18 protein-coding genes are annotated in these 15,052 nt (G+C 70.4%); 10 read left to right on the forward strand and 8 right to left on the reverse strand.

The features are described from left to right. The first annotated feature begins 10 nt into the window (after positions 1 to 10). Complete coding sequence (araA, locus tag NQV15_RS00255) at positions 11 to 1,519, forward strand: L-arabinose isomerase (RefSeq protein ID WP_232402626.1); 1,509 nt, start codon at positions 11 to 13, stop codon at positions 1,517 to 1,519. A gap of 37 nt (positions 1,520 to 1,556) precedes the next feature. Continuing rightward, complete coding sequence (locus NQV15_RS00260; protein WP_232402627.1) at positions 1,557 to 2,306, forward strand: enoyl-CoA hydratase; 750 nt, start codon at positions 1,557 to 1,559, stop codon at positions 2,304 to 2,306. 4 nt (positions 2,307 to 2,310) lie between these two features. On the opposite strand, the gene NQV15_RS00265 is transcribed toward NQV15_RS00260, so the two are convergent. From NQV15_RS00265 to NQV15_RS00285, 5 genes are all read right to left on the reverse strand, one after another. Then, positions 2,311 to 2,493: a hypothetical protein gene (locus tag NQV15_RS00265; RefSeq protein ID WP_232402629.1), complete on the reverse strand. Its 183-nt coding sequence runs from the start codon at positions 2,491 to 2,493 to the stop codon at positions 2,311 to 2,313. 18 nt (positions 2,494 to 2,511) lie between these two features. Further along, entirely contained in the window at positions 2,512 to 3,012 is a 501-nt protein-coding gene (locus NQV15_RS00270; RefSeq protein ID WP_232402631.1) for a mycothiol transferase, read from the reverse strand. After that, a complete protein-coding gene (locus NQV15_RS00275; RefSeq protein ID WP_232402634.1) occupies positions 3,009 to 3,305 on the reverse strand; it encodes a DUF4235 domain-containing protein in 297 nt (98 codons plus the stop codon). Before NQV15_RS00275 ends, NQV15_RS00270 begins: the two co-directional genes overlap by 4 nt. Positions 3,306 to 3,309: 4 nt before the next feature. Beyond that, the gene (locus NQV15_RS00280) at positions 3,310 to 3,867 is read right to left on the reverse strand and encodes a type 1 glutamine amidotransferase domain-containing protein (protein ID WP_232402636.1); all 558 of its coding nucleotides are present in this window, start codon (positions 3,865 to 3,867) and stop codon (positions 3,310 to 3,312) included. Positions 3,868 to 3,937: 70 nt separating this feature from the next. Further along, positions 3,938 to 4,225: a WhiB family transcriptional regulator gene (locus NQV15_RS00285; protein WP_232402638.1), complete on the reverse strand. Its 288-nt coding sequence runs from the start codon at positions 4,223 to 4,225 to the stop codon at positions 3,938 to 3,940. Between the two features lie 115 nt (positions 4,226 to 4,340). On the opposite strand from NQV15_RS00285, the gene NQV15_RS00295 reads away from it, so the two are divergent. Genes NQV15_RS00295 through NQV15_RS00310 form a run of 4 tightly spaced genes read left to right on the forward strand, consistent with a single transcriptional unit; the run spans position 4,341 to position 7,513 of the window. After that, positions 4,341 to 5,309: a MerR family transcriptional regulator gene (locus tag NQV15_RS00295; RefSeq protein WP_304523588.1), complete on the forward strand. Its 969-nt coding sequence runs from the start codon at positions 4,341 to 4,343 to the stop codon at positions 5,307 to 5,309. Positions 5,310 to 5,314: 5 nt separating this feature from the next. Continuing rightward, positions 5,315 to 6,118: a crotonase/enoyl-CoA hydratase family protein gene (locus tag NQV15_RS00300; protein WP_232402640.1), complete on the forward strand. Its 804-nt coding sequence runs from the start codon at positions 5,315 to 5,317 to the stop codon at positions 6,116 to 6,118. A gap of 16 nt (positions 6,119 to 6,134) precedes the next feature. Further along, the gene (locus NQV15_RS00305; protein ID WP_232402641.1) at positions 6,135 to 6,902 is read left to right on the forward strand and encodes a class I SAM-dependent methyltransferase; all 768 of its coding nucleotides are present in this window, start codon (positions 6,135 to 6,137) and stop codon (positions 6,900 to 6,902) included. Between the two features lie 38 nt (positions 6,903 to 6,940). Then, a complete protein-coding gene (locus NQV15_RS00310; RefSeq protein WP_232403457.1) occupies positions 6,941 to 7,513 on the forward strand; it encodes an IMPACT family protein in 573 nt (190 codons plus the stop codon). Here the strand turns inward: NQV15_RS00310 and NQV15_RS00315 are convergent. Together NQV15_RS00315 and NQV15_RS00320 are read right to left on the reverse strand one after the other, a co-directional pair. After that, the gene (locus tag NQV15_RS00315) at positions 7,510 to 7,782 is read right to left on the reverse strand and encodes a DUF2277 domain-containing protein (protein ID WP_232402643.1); all 273 of its coding nucleotides are present in this window, start codon (positions 7,780 to 7,782) and stop codon (positions 7,510 to 7,512) included. The genes NQV15_RS00310 and NQV15_RS00315 overlap by 4 nt on opposite strands. A gap of 129 nt (positions 7,783 to 7,911) precedes the next feature. Then, positions 7,912 to 8,439 (reverse strand): TetR/AcrR family transcriptional regulator, encoded by a 528-nt coding sequence (locus NQV15_RS00320; protein WP_232402646.1) that lies wholly within the window; start codon positions 8,437 to 8,439, stop codon positions 7,912 to 7,914. 102 nt (positions 8,440 to 8,541) lie between these two features. Between NQV15_RS00320 and NQV15_RS00325 the strand changes: the two genes are divergently transcribed. Continuing rightward, a complete protein-coding gene (locus NQV15_RS00325; RefSeq protein WP_232402648.1) occupies positions 8,542 to 10,062 on the forward strand; it encodes an MFS transporter in 1,521 nt (506 codons plus the stop codon). Between the two features lie 111 nt (positions 10,063 to 10,173). After that, the gene (locus tag NQV15_RS00330; protein ID WP_232402650.1) at positions 10,174 to 11,076 is read left to right on the forward strand and encodes an EamA family transporter; all 903 of its coding nucleotides are present in this window, start codon (positions 10,174 to 10,176) and stop codon (positions 11,074 to 11,076) included. Here the strand turns inward: NQV15_RS00330 and NQV15_RS00335 are convergent. Beyond that, the gene (locus tag NQV15_RS00335; RefSeq protein ID WP_232402658.1) at positions 11,027 to 11,578 is read right to left on the reverse strand and encodes a TetR/AcrR family transcriptional regulator; all 552 of its coding nucleotides are present in this window, start codon (positions 11,576 to 11,578) and stop codon (positions 11,027 to 11,029) included. The genes NQV15_RS00330 and NQV15_RS00335 overlap by 50 nt on opposite strands. A gap of 47 nt (positions 11,579 to 11,625) precedes the next feature. On the opposite strand from NQV15_RS00335, the gene NQV15_RS00340 reads away from it, so the two are divergent. Both NQV15_RS00340 and NQV15_RS00345 read left to right on the forward strand, forming a co-directional pair. Then, positions 11,626 to 13,167 (forward strand): carboxyl transferase domain-containing protein, encoded by a 1,542-nt coding sequence (locus tag NQV15_RS00340; protein ID WP_232402660.1) that lies wholly within the window; start codon positions 11,626 to 11,628, stop codon positions 13,165 to 13,167. Between the two features lie 5 nt (positions 13,168 to 13,172). Then, positions 13,173 to 15,026, forward strand: coding sequence for an acetyl/propionyl/methylcrotonyl-CoA carboxylase subunit alpha (locus tag NQV15_RS00345; protein ID WP_232402662.1), 1,854 nt, complete (start codon positions 13,173 to 13,175; stop codon positions 15,024 to 15,026). The last annotated feature ends 26 nt before the right edge of the window (positions 15,027 to 15,052 follow it).

The raw sequence follows: 15,052 nt of genomic DNA on the forward strand, positions 1-15,052 counted from the left end.
AGGACCGGCAATGATCAGTACGGTGCGGCCGCGAGAGGTGTGGTTCCTGACCGGGAGCCAGGGCCTGTACGGCGAACAGACGCTGCAGCAGGTGGCCGAGCAGTCCCGGGAGGTGGCCGCGCAGATCGCCGACGACCCGCGCGGCGTGGCCACGATCGTCTGGAAGCCCGTGCTGACCTCCGCCGACGCCATCCGGCGGGTGATCCTGGAGGCGAACGCCGATGACGACTGCGTCGGGCTGATCGGCTGGATGCACACCTTCTCCCCGGCCAAGATGTGGATCCAGGGCCTGACGGCGCTGCAGAAGCCGTTCCTGCACCTGCACACGCAGTGGCACCGCGACATCCCGTGGTCGACGATCGACATGGACTTCATGAACCTGAACCAGGCCGCCCACGGCGACCGCGAGTTCGGCTTCGTCCAGACCCGGTTGGGCGTGGCGCGCAAGATCATCGCCGGGCACGTCTCCGACCCGTCGGTCGGTGAGCGCATCGCGACGTGGTCGCGCGCGGCGCTCGGCGCCCATGACATGCGGACCCTGCGCCTGGCCCGGTTCGGCGACAACATGCGCGATGTCGCCGTGACGGAGGGCGACAAGGTCGAGGCGCAGCGCCGCTTCGGGGTCTCGGTCAACACCTTCGGCGTCAACGACCTGGTCGATGTCGTCGACCGGGTCGAGCCGGGAGCCGTCGACAAGCTGGTGGCCGAGTACTGCGATCGGTACGACATCGCGCCGGACCTGCGGGTCGGTGCCGAGCGGCACGAGCTGCTGCGTGACGCCGCGCAGATCGAGGTCGGGCTGCGCCAGTTCCTGGTCGAGGGCGGCTACGGAGCGTTCACGACGAACTTCGAGGATCTCGGCGGGCTGCGCCAGCTGCCGGGCATCGCCGTCCAGCGCCTCATGGCCGATGGCTTCGGCTTCGGCGGGGAGGGTGACTGGAAGACGTCGATCCTGGTGCGCACCACCAAGACGATGGCGGCCGGGCTGCCCGGCGGCACCTCGTTCATGGAGGACTACACGTACCACCTGGAGCCCGGCCGGCAGAAGTCGTTGGGCGCGCACATGCTGGAGGTCTGCCCCAGCATCTCCTCGGAGCGTCCGCGGGCCGAGGCGCATCCGCTCAGCATGGGCAATCGCCAGGACCCGGTACGGCTGCGGTTCATCGCCGATCCGGGCGAGGGGGTCGTGGTCGGCCTGTCCGATCTCGGCGACCGGTTCCGGCTCACCGCGAACGACATCACCCTGGTCGAGCCCGACGAGGCGCTGCCCCGGCTGCCGGTCGCGTGCGCCGTGTGGCAGGCGCACCCGTCGCTGCCGACCGCCGCCGAGTCGTGGCTGATGGCGGGCGGGCCGCACCACACGGTTCTGACGACCGCCGTGGGCATCGAGGCGTTCGACGACCTGGCCGAGATCCTGCGCACCGAGCTCGCGCACATCGACCAGCACACGACACCGCGCCAGTTCGTCCGCGAGCTGCGCTGGAACCAGGCCTACTACCGGCTCGCCGAGGGCTTCTGACGGCGCCCGGCCGCTGGCTCGCCGCTATCGTCGGGTCATGTCTCTCGTGCTGCTCGACTCGAACGGACCTGTCCGCACCCTGACGCTGAACGCCCCGGAGCGGCGCAATGCGCTGGACTGGCCGCTGCTCGACGAGCTCGCCGCCGCGGTGCGGACCGTCGCGGCCGACCCCGACGCCCGGGCGCTGGTGGTCACGGGGGCCGGCAAGGGATTCTGCGCGGGAGCGAACCTGGCCAATCTGTTCGGGGACGTCGATCGGCCGACCGATCAGATGCGCGACCACCTGATGAAGGTCTACGCCTCGTTCCTGGGCCTTCGCGACCTGACCATCCCGACCATCGCGGCGGTCAACGGCGCCGCGATCGGCGCTGGGCTGAACGTCGCCCTGGCCTGCGATGTGGTGGTGGCGGGGCCGCACGCCGGCTTCGGGCCGACGTTCTCCGAGATCGGCCTGCACCCCGGCGGCGGGTGCAGCTGGATGCTGACCGAGCGGATCGGTCGCGCCCGCGCCACCGCGGCTCTGTACTCGGGGGCGGTGATCGGCGCCGACGAGGCCGCCCGCATCGGGCTGGCCGATCTGCAGGCCGATGACGCCCTGGCCGCCGCGAGCGAGCTGGCGACCCTCTATGCCGGGCGCGAGCCGCAGCTCATGGCGGACATCAAGGAGTCCGTGCGGATTGCGGCGACATCGGACCTGGCGACGTCGCTGGAGTTCGAGTCATGGGCGCAGGCGGCGTCGATGAAGAACCAGCGATTCCGCGACTTCATGCGCCGTTTCGAGGACTGAGCCCTCAGCTGGAAGGCTCGTCGTTCGGGCCGGTCTCCAGGTCGGGATCACCGGGATCCGAGTCAGCGCTGGGAGTCTGGGCCTCCGTGCCCGGCGGACGCTTCCCGTCGATCGTCTCCGGTCCGAAACCGGTGGGATCCAGGTGCGGCACGTCGGCCTGCTCGGGCTCGTTCTGCGTCTCGCTCATCGGTGCTCCTTCATCGGTTCACAGCAGGCCCTTGGCGTACTCGGCCTGACCGAGGTGCTTGAGATCGTCCGCGATGACGCTGACCAGCCGCACGCCGAGCGTGACCGGCGGATCCCAGCGCTCGTCGACGACACGATCGAGGTCGTCATCGGAGACACCGCGCAGGAAGTCGTGGGTGGCCTCGGTGACGCCGCGGGCGTACCCGACCAGCAGATCGGCCGTCACCCGCACCGCGGAGACGTCCTCGCGGGACTGGCCGTAGCCGGTCGCATCAGGCTCGAACGGCAGGGCGAACCGCTGCGCCCACTCGGCGGAGTGCCACACCTGCTCGGCCCCGGCGACGTCGGCGACGGAATCGTCCTGGACGCGCAACAGGTGCCACACCAGCCAGCCGATCGGGTTGGCGTCGGGCGTGATCCGGCGGGCCAGGTCGTCGGGCGAGAGCCCGTCCACGACCTCCAGCACGCCCTCGCCGATCCGGGTGAAGGCGTCACCGATGACGTCGGTCGCCGAGCTCATGAGCCGGGCCACTCGCCGGTGGCGCGCTCGAAGCCCTTGGCGCCCTGGCGCTGGATGACGGTCTTGACCACGGAGTAGATCGCGCCCTGCAGGACCGCTGCCAGCACGATCTCCTTGAACGGGTACTCGGACTGCAGCGGACCGGGCGGGTCCGCGTCGTCACCGGCGCTCACCCGTTTCCAGATCTGCTTGAACAGCATGCTGGCGACGAGGCCGCCGACGATCGAGCTGACGATTCCGACCGGGCGGTACAGGATCTTGGCCGAGGTGCTGGGTGTACGGGATGCAGGCATCGAATCAGGCTTTCGCGAAGACGTCGGTGAGGGTGGAGCAGAAGGCGTCGAGATCGTCGGGGTTGCGGGACGTCACGAGGTCCCAACCCTGTGCGGGGCAGTGGAAGACGGTCTCGTCGACCCAGGACCCGCCGGCATTGGTGATGTCGGTGCGCAGGCTCGGGAACGAGGTCAACGTCTTGCCCGGCAGCACTCCCGCCTCGACCAGCGCCCAGGGGCCATGACAGATCGCGGCGATCGGCTTGCCGGCCTCGGCGAAGGTCGTGACCAGCGCGACCGAGGCCGCATCCGCCCTCACCTTGTCGGCGTTGACGGTGCCGCCCGGCAGCACGAGGGCGTCGAAGTCGGCGGCGGACGCACCGGCGACCGCGAGGTCGGCATCGAAGGTCTCGTCCTTGTCGACGTCGCCGACCATGCTCTGCACGGCCGAGACCTCCGGAGCGATGAGCGTCGGCGTGCCGCCGGCGTCCAGGACCGCCTGCCACGGAGTGGTCAGCTCGACCTTCTCGACGCCCACCTGCGCCGTGAGGAAGGCGATCTTCTTGCCGGACAGTGCTGCCATGGTGCCTCCTGAGGTGGTGTGAAGGTGCTCGTGAAGCCCCCCGACCGTCACGAGCGTGCCGAGCCGGCGGTCAGCTGGCGATCTTCTCCTGGCGCGCGATGGCCGCACGCTCTCCCTCGGTCAGGCCGCCCCACACGCCGTAGGGCTCACGGACGGCCAGTGCGTGCTCGCGGCACCGGTCGATGACCGGGCACTGTCGGCACAGGCGCTTGGCCGCTTCTTCACGGCGCTCCCGCTTGGCGCCGCGCTCGGCTTCGGGCGAGAAGAACACCGAGCTGTCGACGCCCATGCAGGCGCCTTGGTACTGCCACTCGTAGGCGTCGAGGATAGGACCTGGAAGCCGCTTCACGTTGACCATGCGGGTGGATTGCCCCGAACTGACGGCTCGAAACGCACCAGATGCAGATTTGATGCACAAATTGTTCAGAACCTGCTCAACGTGCGGCAACCGCGAGCCGATCTAGGCTTGAGCGATGCCGACCACGGGCGCCCCCGACGCCGATCCGGAGCTCGGCTGGGGCATGGGATCGGTCGCTGCCCGCCTCGGCATGTCGGCCTCGACCCTGCGCACCTGGGAGCGCCGATATGACGTCGGCCCGTCCCGCCGCACCTCGGGCGGACACCGCCGCTACACCGAGGCCGACATCGAGCGGGTGCAGCTGACCCAGCTGCTGATCGCCAGGGGCGCCCCGGCGGCCGACGCCGCCCGCGTCGCCCACTCGCTGGACGACGACGGCCTCGCCGAGGCCATCGACTTCGAGCAGGGGTACGCCGAGCGGGAGCCCGGACGACCGTCCGAGATCGTCGGTGCCCTGCTCGAGGCGGCGATGGCCGATGACGCCCGGCGCATCGGGCGACTGGTGGGCGACGCGGTGCGCAGCATGGGTGTCGTGCGGGCGTGGACCGAGATCATCTCGCCGACCCTGGTCGAGATCGGTCGGGAGTGGTCCGCGGGCCGCTTCCGCCTGGAGGCCGAGCACCTGGCCAGTGAGGCGATGATCGCCGAGCTGCGGGCCCACACCCGACGGTTCGAGGATCCCGATCCGCCGGCGCCGACCGTGATCCTGGCGAGCGCCGGCAATGATGAGCACACGCTGCCGGTCTTCGGGCTGGAGGCGGCCCTCGCCGAGAGCGGCATCCAGCCGTTGATGCTGGGCGCGAGGCTCCCGGCCGAGTCGCTGGCGAGCGTGGCCGCCCGGGTGCGGCCCGAAGCCATCTTCATGTGGGCGTCGATGGCGTGCCCGCAGGAGGAGATGCTGTGGGACGTCCTGGGGCGGGCCCGCCACGACAGTGCGGTGCTCCTGGGCGGTCCGGGGTGGTCGCACGACGTCGCCCGCCGCAAAGGGCTGCAGGACGCGCTGGACGTCCCCGACCTCGGGACGGCACTCGGCCGGATCTGCGCCGCCGTCGGCCATTCCGGGACCTACCCGCCGGTAACCTAGACGGCATGACCGAATCCCGCGTGCTCGTCCAGATCGACGGCCCCCTCGCGTACGTGACCCTGAACCGTCCGGACAAGCTCAACGGCATCGACCTGGAGACGATCGACGAGCTCATCGCTGCGGCCACCTCGCTGCGAGGCAACCGCGAGGTCCGGGCCGTGGTGCTGCGCGGCAACGGTCGCTCGTTCTGTGCGGGGCTGGACTTCGGCGCGGCGTTCAAGGACAAGAAGAAGGTGGCCCGGATGTTCTTCGCCGGTCCGCGCACGGTCAACCGCTTCCAGCTGGTCAACCAGGTGTGGCGCGAGCTGCCGGTCCCGGTCATCGCGGTCGTGCACGGCCACTGCTACGGCGCCGGGCTGCAGCTGGCCGCCTGCGCCGACTTCCGCTTCACGACCCCGGACGCCACCTGGGCGATCCTGGAGGCCAAGTGGGGCCTGGTGCCCGACATGGCCGGCACGGTGCCGTTCAGCGAGCTGCTGCCGGCCGACGTGCTGATGCGCCTGGCGATGACCGGCGAGCAGTTCTCCGGTGCCCGCGCGGGCGAGCTCGGGCTGGCCACCGAGGTCAGCGAGGACCCGCTGAAGTCGGCGCTGGCGCTCGTCGACCAGATCATCGAGCGCTCGCCCGACTCGGTGGCCGCGACCAAGCAGCTCGTCTACGGCACGCGGCGCGGCAGCCTGCGCAAGACCTACCGGCTCGAGCGCAAGCTGCAGTCGGCGATGTTCAAGGCCAGCAACACGGCGATCGCCCGCAAGGCCGGTGCCGCCAAGACCAAGCCCGTCTTCGGTCCGCGGACATTCGGGCGCTGAGGGTAGGGTTCTGGGCGTGACTGACGACAACCAGCCTTCCAAGAAGGTCGCCAACCAGTACGAGCGCGACTACGACTACACCAAGTACTGGGACAACCGCGACTACGAGAACGCTGCCGAGCGCATCGCCATCCGGCGCCTGCTGAATGGCAATCACTACCGCAAGGCGGCCGACATCGGCGGCGGCTTCGGCCGGTTGTGCCTGCTGCTGCGTGAGTATGCCGACGAGGTCACCCTGGCCGAGCCCGCCGCCACCCAGCTCGAGGCGGCCAAGAAGGTGCTCGCCGGCACCGACATCAAGCAGGTCCAGATGCAGGCGGACGACCTCAAGTTCGCCGACGGCGAGCTCGACCTCGTCACGATGGTGCGCGTCATGCACCACCTGCCCGAGCCCTCGGCGGAGTTCGCCGAGATCGCCCGCGTCCTGGCGCCCGGCGGCACCGCGATCATCGAGGTCGCCAACTACGGGCACTTCAAGAACCGCCGCCGCCACAAGAAGGAGGGCACGCCCCTCCCGATCGAGCCGGTCGACATCCGCCAGACGAAGGCCGACGAGCCCGACGCGATCGCCTTCGTCAACCACAACATCGACACCGTGGTCGGCCAGCTCGCGAACGCCGGCCTGTTGCTGGACAGCAAGCTGTCGGTCTCCAACCTGCGCAGCCAGACGCTCAAGAAGGCCCTGCCCAAGAGCGTCATGCTGGCCGCCGAGCGGATCAGCCAGAAGCGCCTGGCCAAGAGCAACTTCGGCCCGAGCATCTTCCTGAAGCTCCGCAAGGCCTGATCGTCTACCGGACGATCGCCCGTTCAGCCTCGGCGGAGATCGAGGTCAAGCGGTCGCGGTTCCTGGCCGTCGCCGAGCGGGTCGCCGATGAATCGGCGGCCCGTGAGGTGGTGGCGTCCGCGCGCCGCCGGCACCACGACGCCCGGCACCACTGCTCGGCGTTCGTGATCGGCCCCGATGCGGCGATCCGGCGGTCGAACGACGACGGCGAACCCGCGGGAACCGCCGGGGCGCCGATGCTCGAGGTGCTGACCCGCCACGGGGTGAGCGATGTGGTCGTGGTCGTCACGCGGTGGTTCGGCGGGACGCTGCTCGGCGCCGGTGGGCTCGTGCGGGCCTACGGCGACGCGACCCGCCTGGCGCTCGAGGCGGCAGGCACGCGCGAGCGACGTCTCGTGCACACGATGCTGGTCACCGCGGACATCGCCGAAGCCGGCGCGATCGAGCACCGGCTGCGGGGTCTGGGTGCGGTGACGGACGTGGCGTACGGCCGGCGGGTCGTGATCACGGTGGGCGTGGCCGATCCCGAACGGCTCGCCGCGGAGGTCGCCGCGATCAGTGGGGGACGGGCGGACGTCGAGGACGCGGGTACGGCCTGGGTCGACGCCTAGCTGGTCGCGTAGCGCTTCGCGGCCCGTTCCCTGGCCTTGGCGGCCTCGATCTCCCGATCCTTGGGCGGCGCGGTGGTCACCAGGTCGTCGAGCAGGTGGCCGGTGAGGTGGGCGATCTCGTCCACCGCGCGGTAGAAGACCTCTTCATTGGCCTTGGACGGATGCGTCGAGCCGCTGATCTTGCGGACGTACTGCAGCGCGGCGGCCCGGATCTCGGCGTCGTTCGCGGCGGGCTCGAAGTTGTGGAGGGTTCGGATGTTGCGGCACATCCGGGCAGGTTAACCCCGTGACGCCGGCAGCAACAGAGCCCCGAGACACCCCGCTGGGCCTGACGTTCTGACCGCGACACGCCGTGCGAGCCAGCAAGAACGTCAGGCCCAGCGGTGAGGGGTGTGGGCTCAGAGGGCGTCGAGGCGGGTCAGCACGTCACGGACGTGCTTGAGCGCATTCTTCTCCGCCAGGCCGGTGGTGTCGTCGAAGTACAGCCCGTCGCCGATGAGCTGGATCGTGCGGGCGAGCGACTCGTCGGCCAGGTGCTCCAGCAGCACCGCGAACCACCCCTCGCGCAGGTCGGCGAGCGCCTCGGACGCCCGGGAGTCGTTCTCCTGGGCGATGCGCCCGGCCGCGATCAGGGCGCGGTCGAAGTCGCTGCCGGAGTTGATCGAGGTGGTGAGATAGAAGTCGACGGGACCCTTCGTGGCCGTCCGCATCTTCTCCACATCGGCGCGGCCCTGCTCGCGCAGCCGGGTCAGCATTCCCTCGACGAGCTCGTCCTTGCTGTGGAAGTGGTACAGCAGCCCGCCCTTGGAGACGTGCGCCTCGGCCGCGACGGCGTCCAGCGTCGCCGAGCGGCTGCCCGCCGTGACGAGCAGCGTCTCGAAGGCGTCCAGCAACCGGTCACGCGTGGGACGTTCTTCGGCGGCCATGGCACCACCCTAGCGAGGGGAATGCCGGGCGGCCCGGCATCGTTACTAAACCGTCCAGACGGTACAGTTGATCGGACGGCCAGACACCGAGGGGAGGACGACATGAGCACGATGGAACGCACCACCGGCACCATGGATTCGCAGCGGGCCGGTGCCCGGGAATGGGCTGCGCTGGCAGTCCTGATGCTGCCGGTCCTGATGACCTCGGTGGACAACACCGTGCTGACGTTCGCCCTCCCGGCGATGAGCATCGACCTGCGCCCGACCGGCACGCAGCTGCTGTGGATCGTGGACATCTACGCGATCATGCTCGCGGGCCTGCTCATCGCGATGGGCAGCATCGGCGACCGCTTCGGCCGCCGGCGCCTGCTGGTGATCGGGTCGATCGGCTTCGGTGTCGCCTCGCTGCTCGCCGCCTTCAGCGGCAGCCCGGAGATGCTGATCGTCGCGCGCGTCCTGCAGGGAGTGTTCGGCGCGATGCTGATGCCGTCCACGCTGTCGCTGATCCGCAACGTCTTCCACGACGCCCGGGACCGGCGCATCGCGATCGCCACGTGGGCCGCGATGTTCTCCGGCGGCGCGGCGCTCGGTCCCGTGCTCGGCGGCTGGCTGCTGGGGCACTTCTGGTGGGGCTCGGTCTACTTCATCAACGCCCCGATCATCCTGGCCTTCGTCCCGCTGGCGCTGCTGCTGCTGCCGGAGTCGCGCGATCCCGCGCCCGGACCGCTGGACCTGCCGTCGATCGGGCTGTCGCTGTCGACGATGCTGCCGCTGGTCTTCGCGATCAAGAATCTCGCGGAGCACGGCCTGACCGACCTGACGCTGACCGCGTTCGCGGTCGGGATGATCTCGGCCTGGGCGCTCGTGCGCCGGCTGCGGACGGCCCCGTCGCCGATGATCGACCTGTCGCTGTTCGGCAACCGGGTCTTCAGCGGGGCGATCCTGGCCAACCTGCTGAGCTTCATGGGCTTCACCGGCTTCCTGTTCCTTGGCTCGCAGCTGCTGCAGCTGGTGCTGGGGCTGTCGGCGATGGACGCTGCGCTGGTGCTGCTGCCGGGCCTGGCGGCGACGGTCGTGGCCGGATTCGTGGCCGTGCGCCTGCTGCGGGTCGTGTCGGCCCGGGTGCTGGTGACGGCGAGCTTCGCGGCGTCCGCGGTCGGCTACGCGCTGACCGCGATGACCGGCACCCCGACGGTCGTCACGGTCGCGGTGGCGTTCGCCGTGATGGGCATCGGGATCGGCATGGCCGAGACCTTGACCAACGACCTGATGCTGTCCAGCGTCCCGCCGTCCAAGGCCGGTGCGGCGTCGGCGATCTCCGAGACCGCGTACGAGATCGGTGCGGTCCTCGGCACCGCCGTCCTGGGCACGATCCTGACGTCGATCTACCGCTCGCACCTGACGTATCCGGCGATCGTGCAGTGGGGGGATCGCAACGGCTCCTTCGAGACGCTCGGCGGCACGGTCGAGGTGGCCAAGTTCTACCCCAACGAGGTCGGCACCTCGCTGCTGGACTCGGCCCGGGGCGCCTTCGACCTGGGCGTGCAGTACACCTCGGCGGCCGCGATCGTCATCGCCCTGCTGGCGGCCCTGGTCTCGTGGAGAACCCTCAAGCACGCCTGAACCCGCGAGTGGCGCAGATTGGACTTTTTGAGACGGCGAGTCTGCGCAATCTGCGCCACTCGGGGGTGAGACTGCGCCACTCGCGGGACGAGGTGGCGGGACACTGGACGCATGTCCCTCAAGCACAGCCTGCTCGCGGTCTTGGTGATGCTCATCTGGGGGCTCAACTTCGTCGTGATCGACGAGGGCCTGGCGGACGTCCCGCCGCTGTTGTTCCTCGCGATGCGGTTCGTGCTCGTCGCGGTGCCGCTGGTCTTCTTCATCCCCCGGCCGGCCGCCGACTGGAGGGTCGTCGTCGCGGTGGGGACGTTCATGAGCCTCGGGCAGTTCAGCCTGCTCTACATCGCCCTCGACCTCGGGATGCCGGCCGGGCTCGGGTCCCTCGTGCTGCAGGCGCAGGTCATCTTCACGATCGTCATCGCGGCCGTCGTCATCCGCGAGCCCCCTACCCGTCGACAGGCCGTCGGCGCGGTGATCGGCACGGTGGGACTGGTGCTCGTCGTGGTGGCCCACGGGGCGAGCGCGCCCGTCGTCCCGGTGCTGGTGATGCTGGGTGCGTCCCTGTCGTGGGCCACGGGCAATGTCATCACCCGCCAGGCCGGCGTCCAGTCAGGTCTGTCGCTGGTCGTCTGGTCGGCGCTGGTCGTGCCGGTGCCGGCGCTGCTGCTGTCGCTGGTGGTCGACGGCGGGCACGAGGTCGGCCGGGCGCTGACCCACCTGTCCGTCGTGGCGATCCTCAGCACGCTGTACACCGCGATCGGTGCCTCGCTGATCGGCTACGGCATCTGGAACTCGCTGCTGGCGCGCTACCCGGCCGGCGCCGTCGTCCCGTTCGTGCTGCTGGTCCCGGTCATCGGCATCGCCGCGGCGTGGGCCCTCCAGGACGAGGTGCCGACGGTGCTGGAGGTCGTCGGCGGGATCGTCATGCTGGCCGGTGTGGCGGCGGCGACGATCTCCCGGCGGGCTACGCGAGCAGAGCGGCTCGAGCCATCGCCGCCAGCCGGGCCCGCATGACGTCCGGGCTGATGCGGGCGCTGTGCGGGGTCGAGTTGATCAGCCCGAAGGTGGCCTGCACGGCGGCGCGCGCCTCGGCGGCGTCCAGGTCGTCGCGCAGGTGCTGGACGGTGTCGACCCAGATGTCGATGTAGGCCAGCTGCAGGGCGCGCACCTCGCGGCGGCCCTCCGCGCCGAGATTGGTCCACTCCCGCTCCTGGATGACGATCAGCGCGCGGTGGTCCAGGGCGAACTCGATGTGCCAGTCGATCAACGCGTCGAGCGCGGCCTCCGTGCTGTCGGCAGCCTCCGACCGCGCCCGGCCCTCGGCCAGCAGCCGCTCGCTGATCGAGGTCAGGGATCGGGTCAGCAGATCGTCCTTGCCCGCGAAGTGCTTGTAGAGCGCCGGCCCGGAGATGCCGCACGCCGTGCCGATGTCGTGCATCGAGACGCCGTGGAAGCCGCGCTCGGCGAACAGGGTCGCCGCGGTGTCGAGGATCTGCTCGCGCCGGGTCGTCGTCACCGCACCAGTCTAGCGCCAGTCGGTTAATGGCTGTTAACCTAATTCGCATGCGTGAACTCGTCGACCAGCTGCGTGACCGGCTCGCGACCGTCCGGCAGGGCGGCAGCGAGGCGTCCCGCGAGCGTCATGTCCGCCGCGGCAAGCTCTTGCCACGCGACCGCGTCGACCGCCTGCTCGACCCCGGCTCGCCCTTCCTCGAGATCGGGGCCCTGGCGGCCCACGACATGTACGGCGGCGACATCCCCAGCGCCGGCATCATCGCCGGCATCGGGCGGGTCAGCGGCCGCGAGTGCGTCGTCATCGCGAACGACGCAACGGTCAAGGGCGGCACCTACTTCCCGATGACGGTCAAGAAGCACCTGCGGGCGCAGACCATCGCGCAGGAGAACCACCTGCCGTGCCTGTACCTGGTCGAGTCGGGGGGAGCGTTCCTGCCGATGCAGGACGAGGTGTTCCCCGACCGCGAGCACTTCGGGCGCATCTTCTACAACCAGGCCCAGATGTCGGCGATGCGGATCCCGCAGATCTCGGCGGTCCTCGGCTCCAGCACCGCCGGCGGCGCGTACGTCCCGGCGATGAGCGACGAGTCGGTCATCGTCAAGGAGCAGGGCACGATCTTCCTGGCCGGTCCGCCGCTGGTGAAGGCCGCGACCGGCGAGGTCGTCACGGCCGAGGACCTCGGCGGCGGCGACGTCCACGCGCGGACGTCCGGCGTCGTGGACCACCTGGCCGAGGACGACGAGCACGCGCTGCAGATCGTCCGCTCGATCGTCGGGACGCTCGAGCGTCCGACCAGTGAGCCCGCTCCGCACGAGTCCGTCCCGCCGCGCGAGGACCCGCAGGAGCTGTACGACGTCGTCCCGGTCGACTCACGCACCCCGTACGACGTCCGCGAGGTCATCCGTCGCATCGTCGACGACTCGCGGCTGCACGAGTTCAAGCCGCTGTACGGCGAGACGCTGGTGTGTGGGTTCGCGCGCATCGAGGGCTACCCGGTCGCGATCGTGGCCAACAACGGCATCCTGTTCAGCGAGTCGGCCCTCAAGGGCGCGCACTTCGTCGAGCTGGCCAACCAGCGCGGCATCCCGCTGGTGTTCCTGCAGAACATCACCGGCTTCATGGTCGGCCAGGAGTACGAGAACCGCGGCATCGCCAAGGACGGCGCGAAGCTGGTCACCGCCGTGGCGTCCTCGGTCGTCCCGAAGTTCACCGTCGTCATCGGCGGCTCGTACGGTGCCGGCAACTACGGCATGTGCGGACGCGCCTACGATCCGCGATTCCTGTGGATGTGGCCCAACGCCAAGATCTCGGTGATGGGCGGCGAGCAGGCGTCCGCGGTGCTGGCCACGGTCAAGCGCGATGGCATGGAGGCCCGCGGCGAGCAGTGGTCGGAGCAGGACGAGGCCGACTTCCGGGCGCCGATCCGCGACCAGTTCGAGTCGCAGGGATCGGCCTACTACTCCTCGGCGCGCCTGTGGGACGACGGGATCATCGACCCCGTCGACACCCGGCGCGTCCTGGCGATGGGCCTGCAGCTGGCCTCCGCCGTTCCTACTCCCGAGCCCCGCTTCGGGCTCTTCAGGATGTGAACCCGATGACCTTCTCCTCCGTCCTGATCGCCAACCGTGGCGAGATCGCCCGCCGGGTGATCCTGGCCTGCCGCGCCGCCGGGCTGCGCAGCATCGCGGTGTACTCCGACGCCGATGCGGACGCCCCGTACGTGCAGCTGGCCGACGACGCCGTGCACCTGGGACCGACTCCGGCGACCGAGTCGTACCTGTCGATCGATCGGCTGCTGGCCGCCGCTGCGGCGTCCGGGGCCGAGGCGATCCATCCCGGCTACGGGTTCTTGTCCGAGCGGGCGGAGTTCGCGCGAGCCGTCGTCGAGGCCGGTCTGGTGTTCATCGGCCCGACCGCCGAGGTCATGGACGCGATGGGGCGCAAGGACCGGGCCCGCGCGATCGCCGAGAAGGCCGGTGTGCCGGTCATGCCGCAGTTCGCCGCGGGCGACGTGCCGGCCGATGCCTACCCGGTGCTGGTCAAGGCCGCAGCCGGCGGCGGCGGCAAGGGGATGCGGATCGTGCGCGAGGCGTCCGAGCTGGCGGCAGCGATCGAGGCCGCCGGGCGTGAGGCCGCATCGGCGTTCGGCGACGACACCCTGCTGGTCGAGAAGTACGTCGAGGCCGGGCGGCACGTCGAGGTGCAGGTGTTCGGTGACGAGGCCGGGCACGTCGTCCACCTCTTTGAGCGCGACTGCTCGGTGCAGCGCCGGCACCAGAAGGTCGTGGAGGAGGCCCCGGCGTACGGGCTGACCGACGAGCTGCGCCGCACGTTGCACGACTCGTCGGTCGCGTTGTGCCGCGAGGTCGGTTACACCGGTGCCGGGACGGTCGAGTTCCTCGTCGCCGATGGCCGGGCGTACTTCCTGGAGATGAACACCCGCCTGCAGGTCGAGCACCCCGTGACCGAGGAGATCACCGGTCTGGACCTCGTGCAGTGGCAGCTGAACGTCGCCGCGGGCGAGCCGCTGCCGCTGACGCAGGACGAGATCACCGCGACCGGGCACGCGATGGAGGTGCGCGTGTACGCGGAGGACCCGTATGCCGGTTTCCTGCCGCAGGCCGGGCACGTGCTGGACGTCGCGTGGGCGCAGGACGCGCGCATCGAGTCCGATCTGGCGGCCGATGCCGAGGTCTCGACCGCGTACGACCCGATGCTGGGCAAGCTCGTGGTCTCCGGCAGTGACCGCGAGGACGCCCGGCAGCGGCTGGTCGCTGCGCTCGACGACTCGGCCGTCTTCGGGGTCACCACGAACCTGGGCTTCGCCCGCCGCCTCGTGGCGTCCGAGGAGTTCGCCGCCGGGCAGATCCACACCGCCTGGCTCGACAGCCCGGCGTCCGCGGAGCTGCTCACCGCGCCGGCCGTCCCGGAGGAGGCCGTGCGCACCGCCGCGGCGGTGTGGGCGCGATATGCCGTGGTCGGCAGCGACGACCCGTTCGGCAGGCTCGACGGCTGGCGGTCCGGTGCGGACCCGGCGCCGACCCGCATCGCCCTGGAGGACCAGACGGGACGGCTGTGGTCGTTCGGCCTGTCCGACGACGAGATCGACGACGTGGAGGCGCTGGCGATCATCGACCGCGACAGCATCACGATCGCGTGGCACGGGCAGACCTGGCCGCTGGAGACGCCCGATCCGATGCGCGGCGGGCACCGCAGCAGCGCCGCGACCGACGCCGACCTGGTCTCGCCGATGCCCGGCACGGTGCTGCGCGTCGACGTGGCCGTCGGTGACACCGTCGTCCTGGGGCAGCAGCTCGGCGTCGTCGAGGCGATGAAGATGGAGCTGGCGATGACCGCTCCCTACGATGGCGTGGTGGCCGACGTCGGAGCCGCCGCCGGCGACCAGGTCCCGATCAAGCACCTGCTGTTCACGGTCGACCCCGCATGACCCGCGAGTGGCGCAATCTGGACTTT

The sequence above is a fragment of the Aeromicrobium wangtongii genome, assembly GCF_024584515.1.
GTDB lineage: Bacteria > Actinomycetota > Actinomycetes > Propionibacteriales > Nocardioidaceae > Aeromicrobium > Aeromicrobium wangtongii.

Bases quoted from the DNA above. Each gene is read 5' to 3' on its own strand.
- araA (WP_232402626.1), top strand. From the start codon at position 11: ATGATCAGTACGGTGCGGCCGCGAGAGGTGTGGTTCCTGACCGGGAGC.
- NQV15_RS00260 (WP_232402627.1), top strand. From the start codon at position 1,557: ATGTCTCTCGTGCTGCTCGACTCGAACGGACCTGTCCGCACCCTGACG.
- NQV15_RS00265 (WP_232402629.1), bottom strand. From the start codon at position 2,493: ATGAGCGAGACGCAGAACGAGCCCGAGCAGGCCGACGTGCCGCACCTG.
- NQV15_RS00270 (WP_232402631.1), bottom strand. From the start codon at position 3,012: ATGAGCTCGGCGACCGACGTCATCGGTGACGCCTTCACCCGGATCGGC.
- NQV15_RS00275 (WP_232402634.1), bottom strand. From the start codon at position 3,305: ATGCCTGCATCCCGTACACCCAGCACCTCGGCCAAGATCCTGTACCGC.
- NQV15_RS00280 (WP_232402636.1), bottom strand. From the start codon at position 3,867: ATGGCAGCACTGTCCGGCAAGAAGATCGCCTTCCTCACGGCGCAGGTG.
- NQV15_RS00285 (WP_232402638.1), bottom strand. From the start codon at position 4,225: ATGGTCAACGTGAAGCGGCTTCCAGGTCCTATCCTCGACGCCTACGAG.
- NQV15_RS00295 (WP_304523588.1), top strand. From the start codon at position 4,341: ATGCCGACCACGGGCGCCCCCGACGCCGATCCGGAGCTCGGCTGGGGC.
- NQV15_RS00300 (WP_232402640.1), top strand. From the start codon at position 5,315: ATGACCGAATCCCGCGTGCTCGTCCAGATCGACGGCCCCCTCGCGTAC.
- NQV15_RS00315 (WP_232402643.1), bottom strand. From the start codon at position 7,782: ATGTGCCGCAACATCCGAACCCTCCACAACTTCGAGCCCGCCGCGAAC.
- NQV15_RS00320 (WP_232402646.1), bottom strand. From the start codon at position 8,439: ATGGCCGCCGAAGAACGTCCCACGCGTGACCGGTTGCTGGACGCCTTC.
- NQV15_RS00325 (WP_232402648.1), top strand. From the start codon at position 8,542: ATGAGCACGATGGAACGCACCACCGGCACCATGGATTCGCAGCGGGCC.
- NQV15_RS00330 (WP_232402650.1), top strand. From the start codon at position 10,174: ATGTCCCTCAAGCACAGCCTGCTCGCGGTCTTGGTGATGCTCATCTGG.
- NQV15_RS00340 (WP_232402660.1), top strand. From the start codon at position 11,626: ATGCGTGAACTCGTCGACCAGCTGCGTGACCGGCTCGCGACCGTCCGG.
- NQV15_RS00345 (WP_232402662.1), top strand. From the start codon at position 13,173: ATGACCTTCTCCTCCGTCCTGATCGCCAACCGTGGCGAGATCGCCCGC.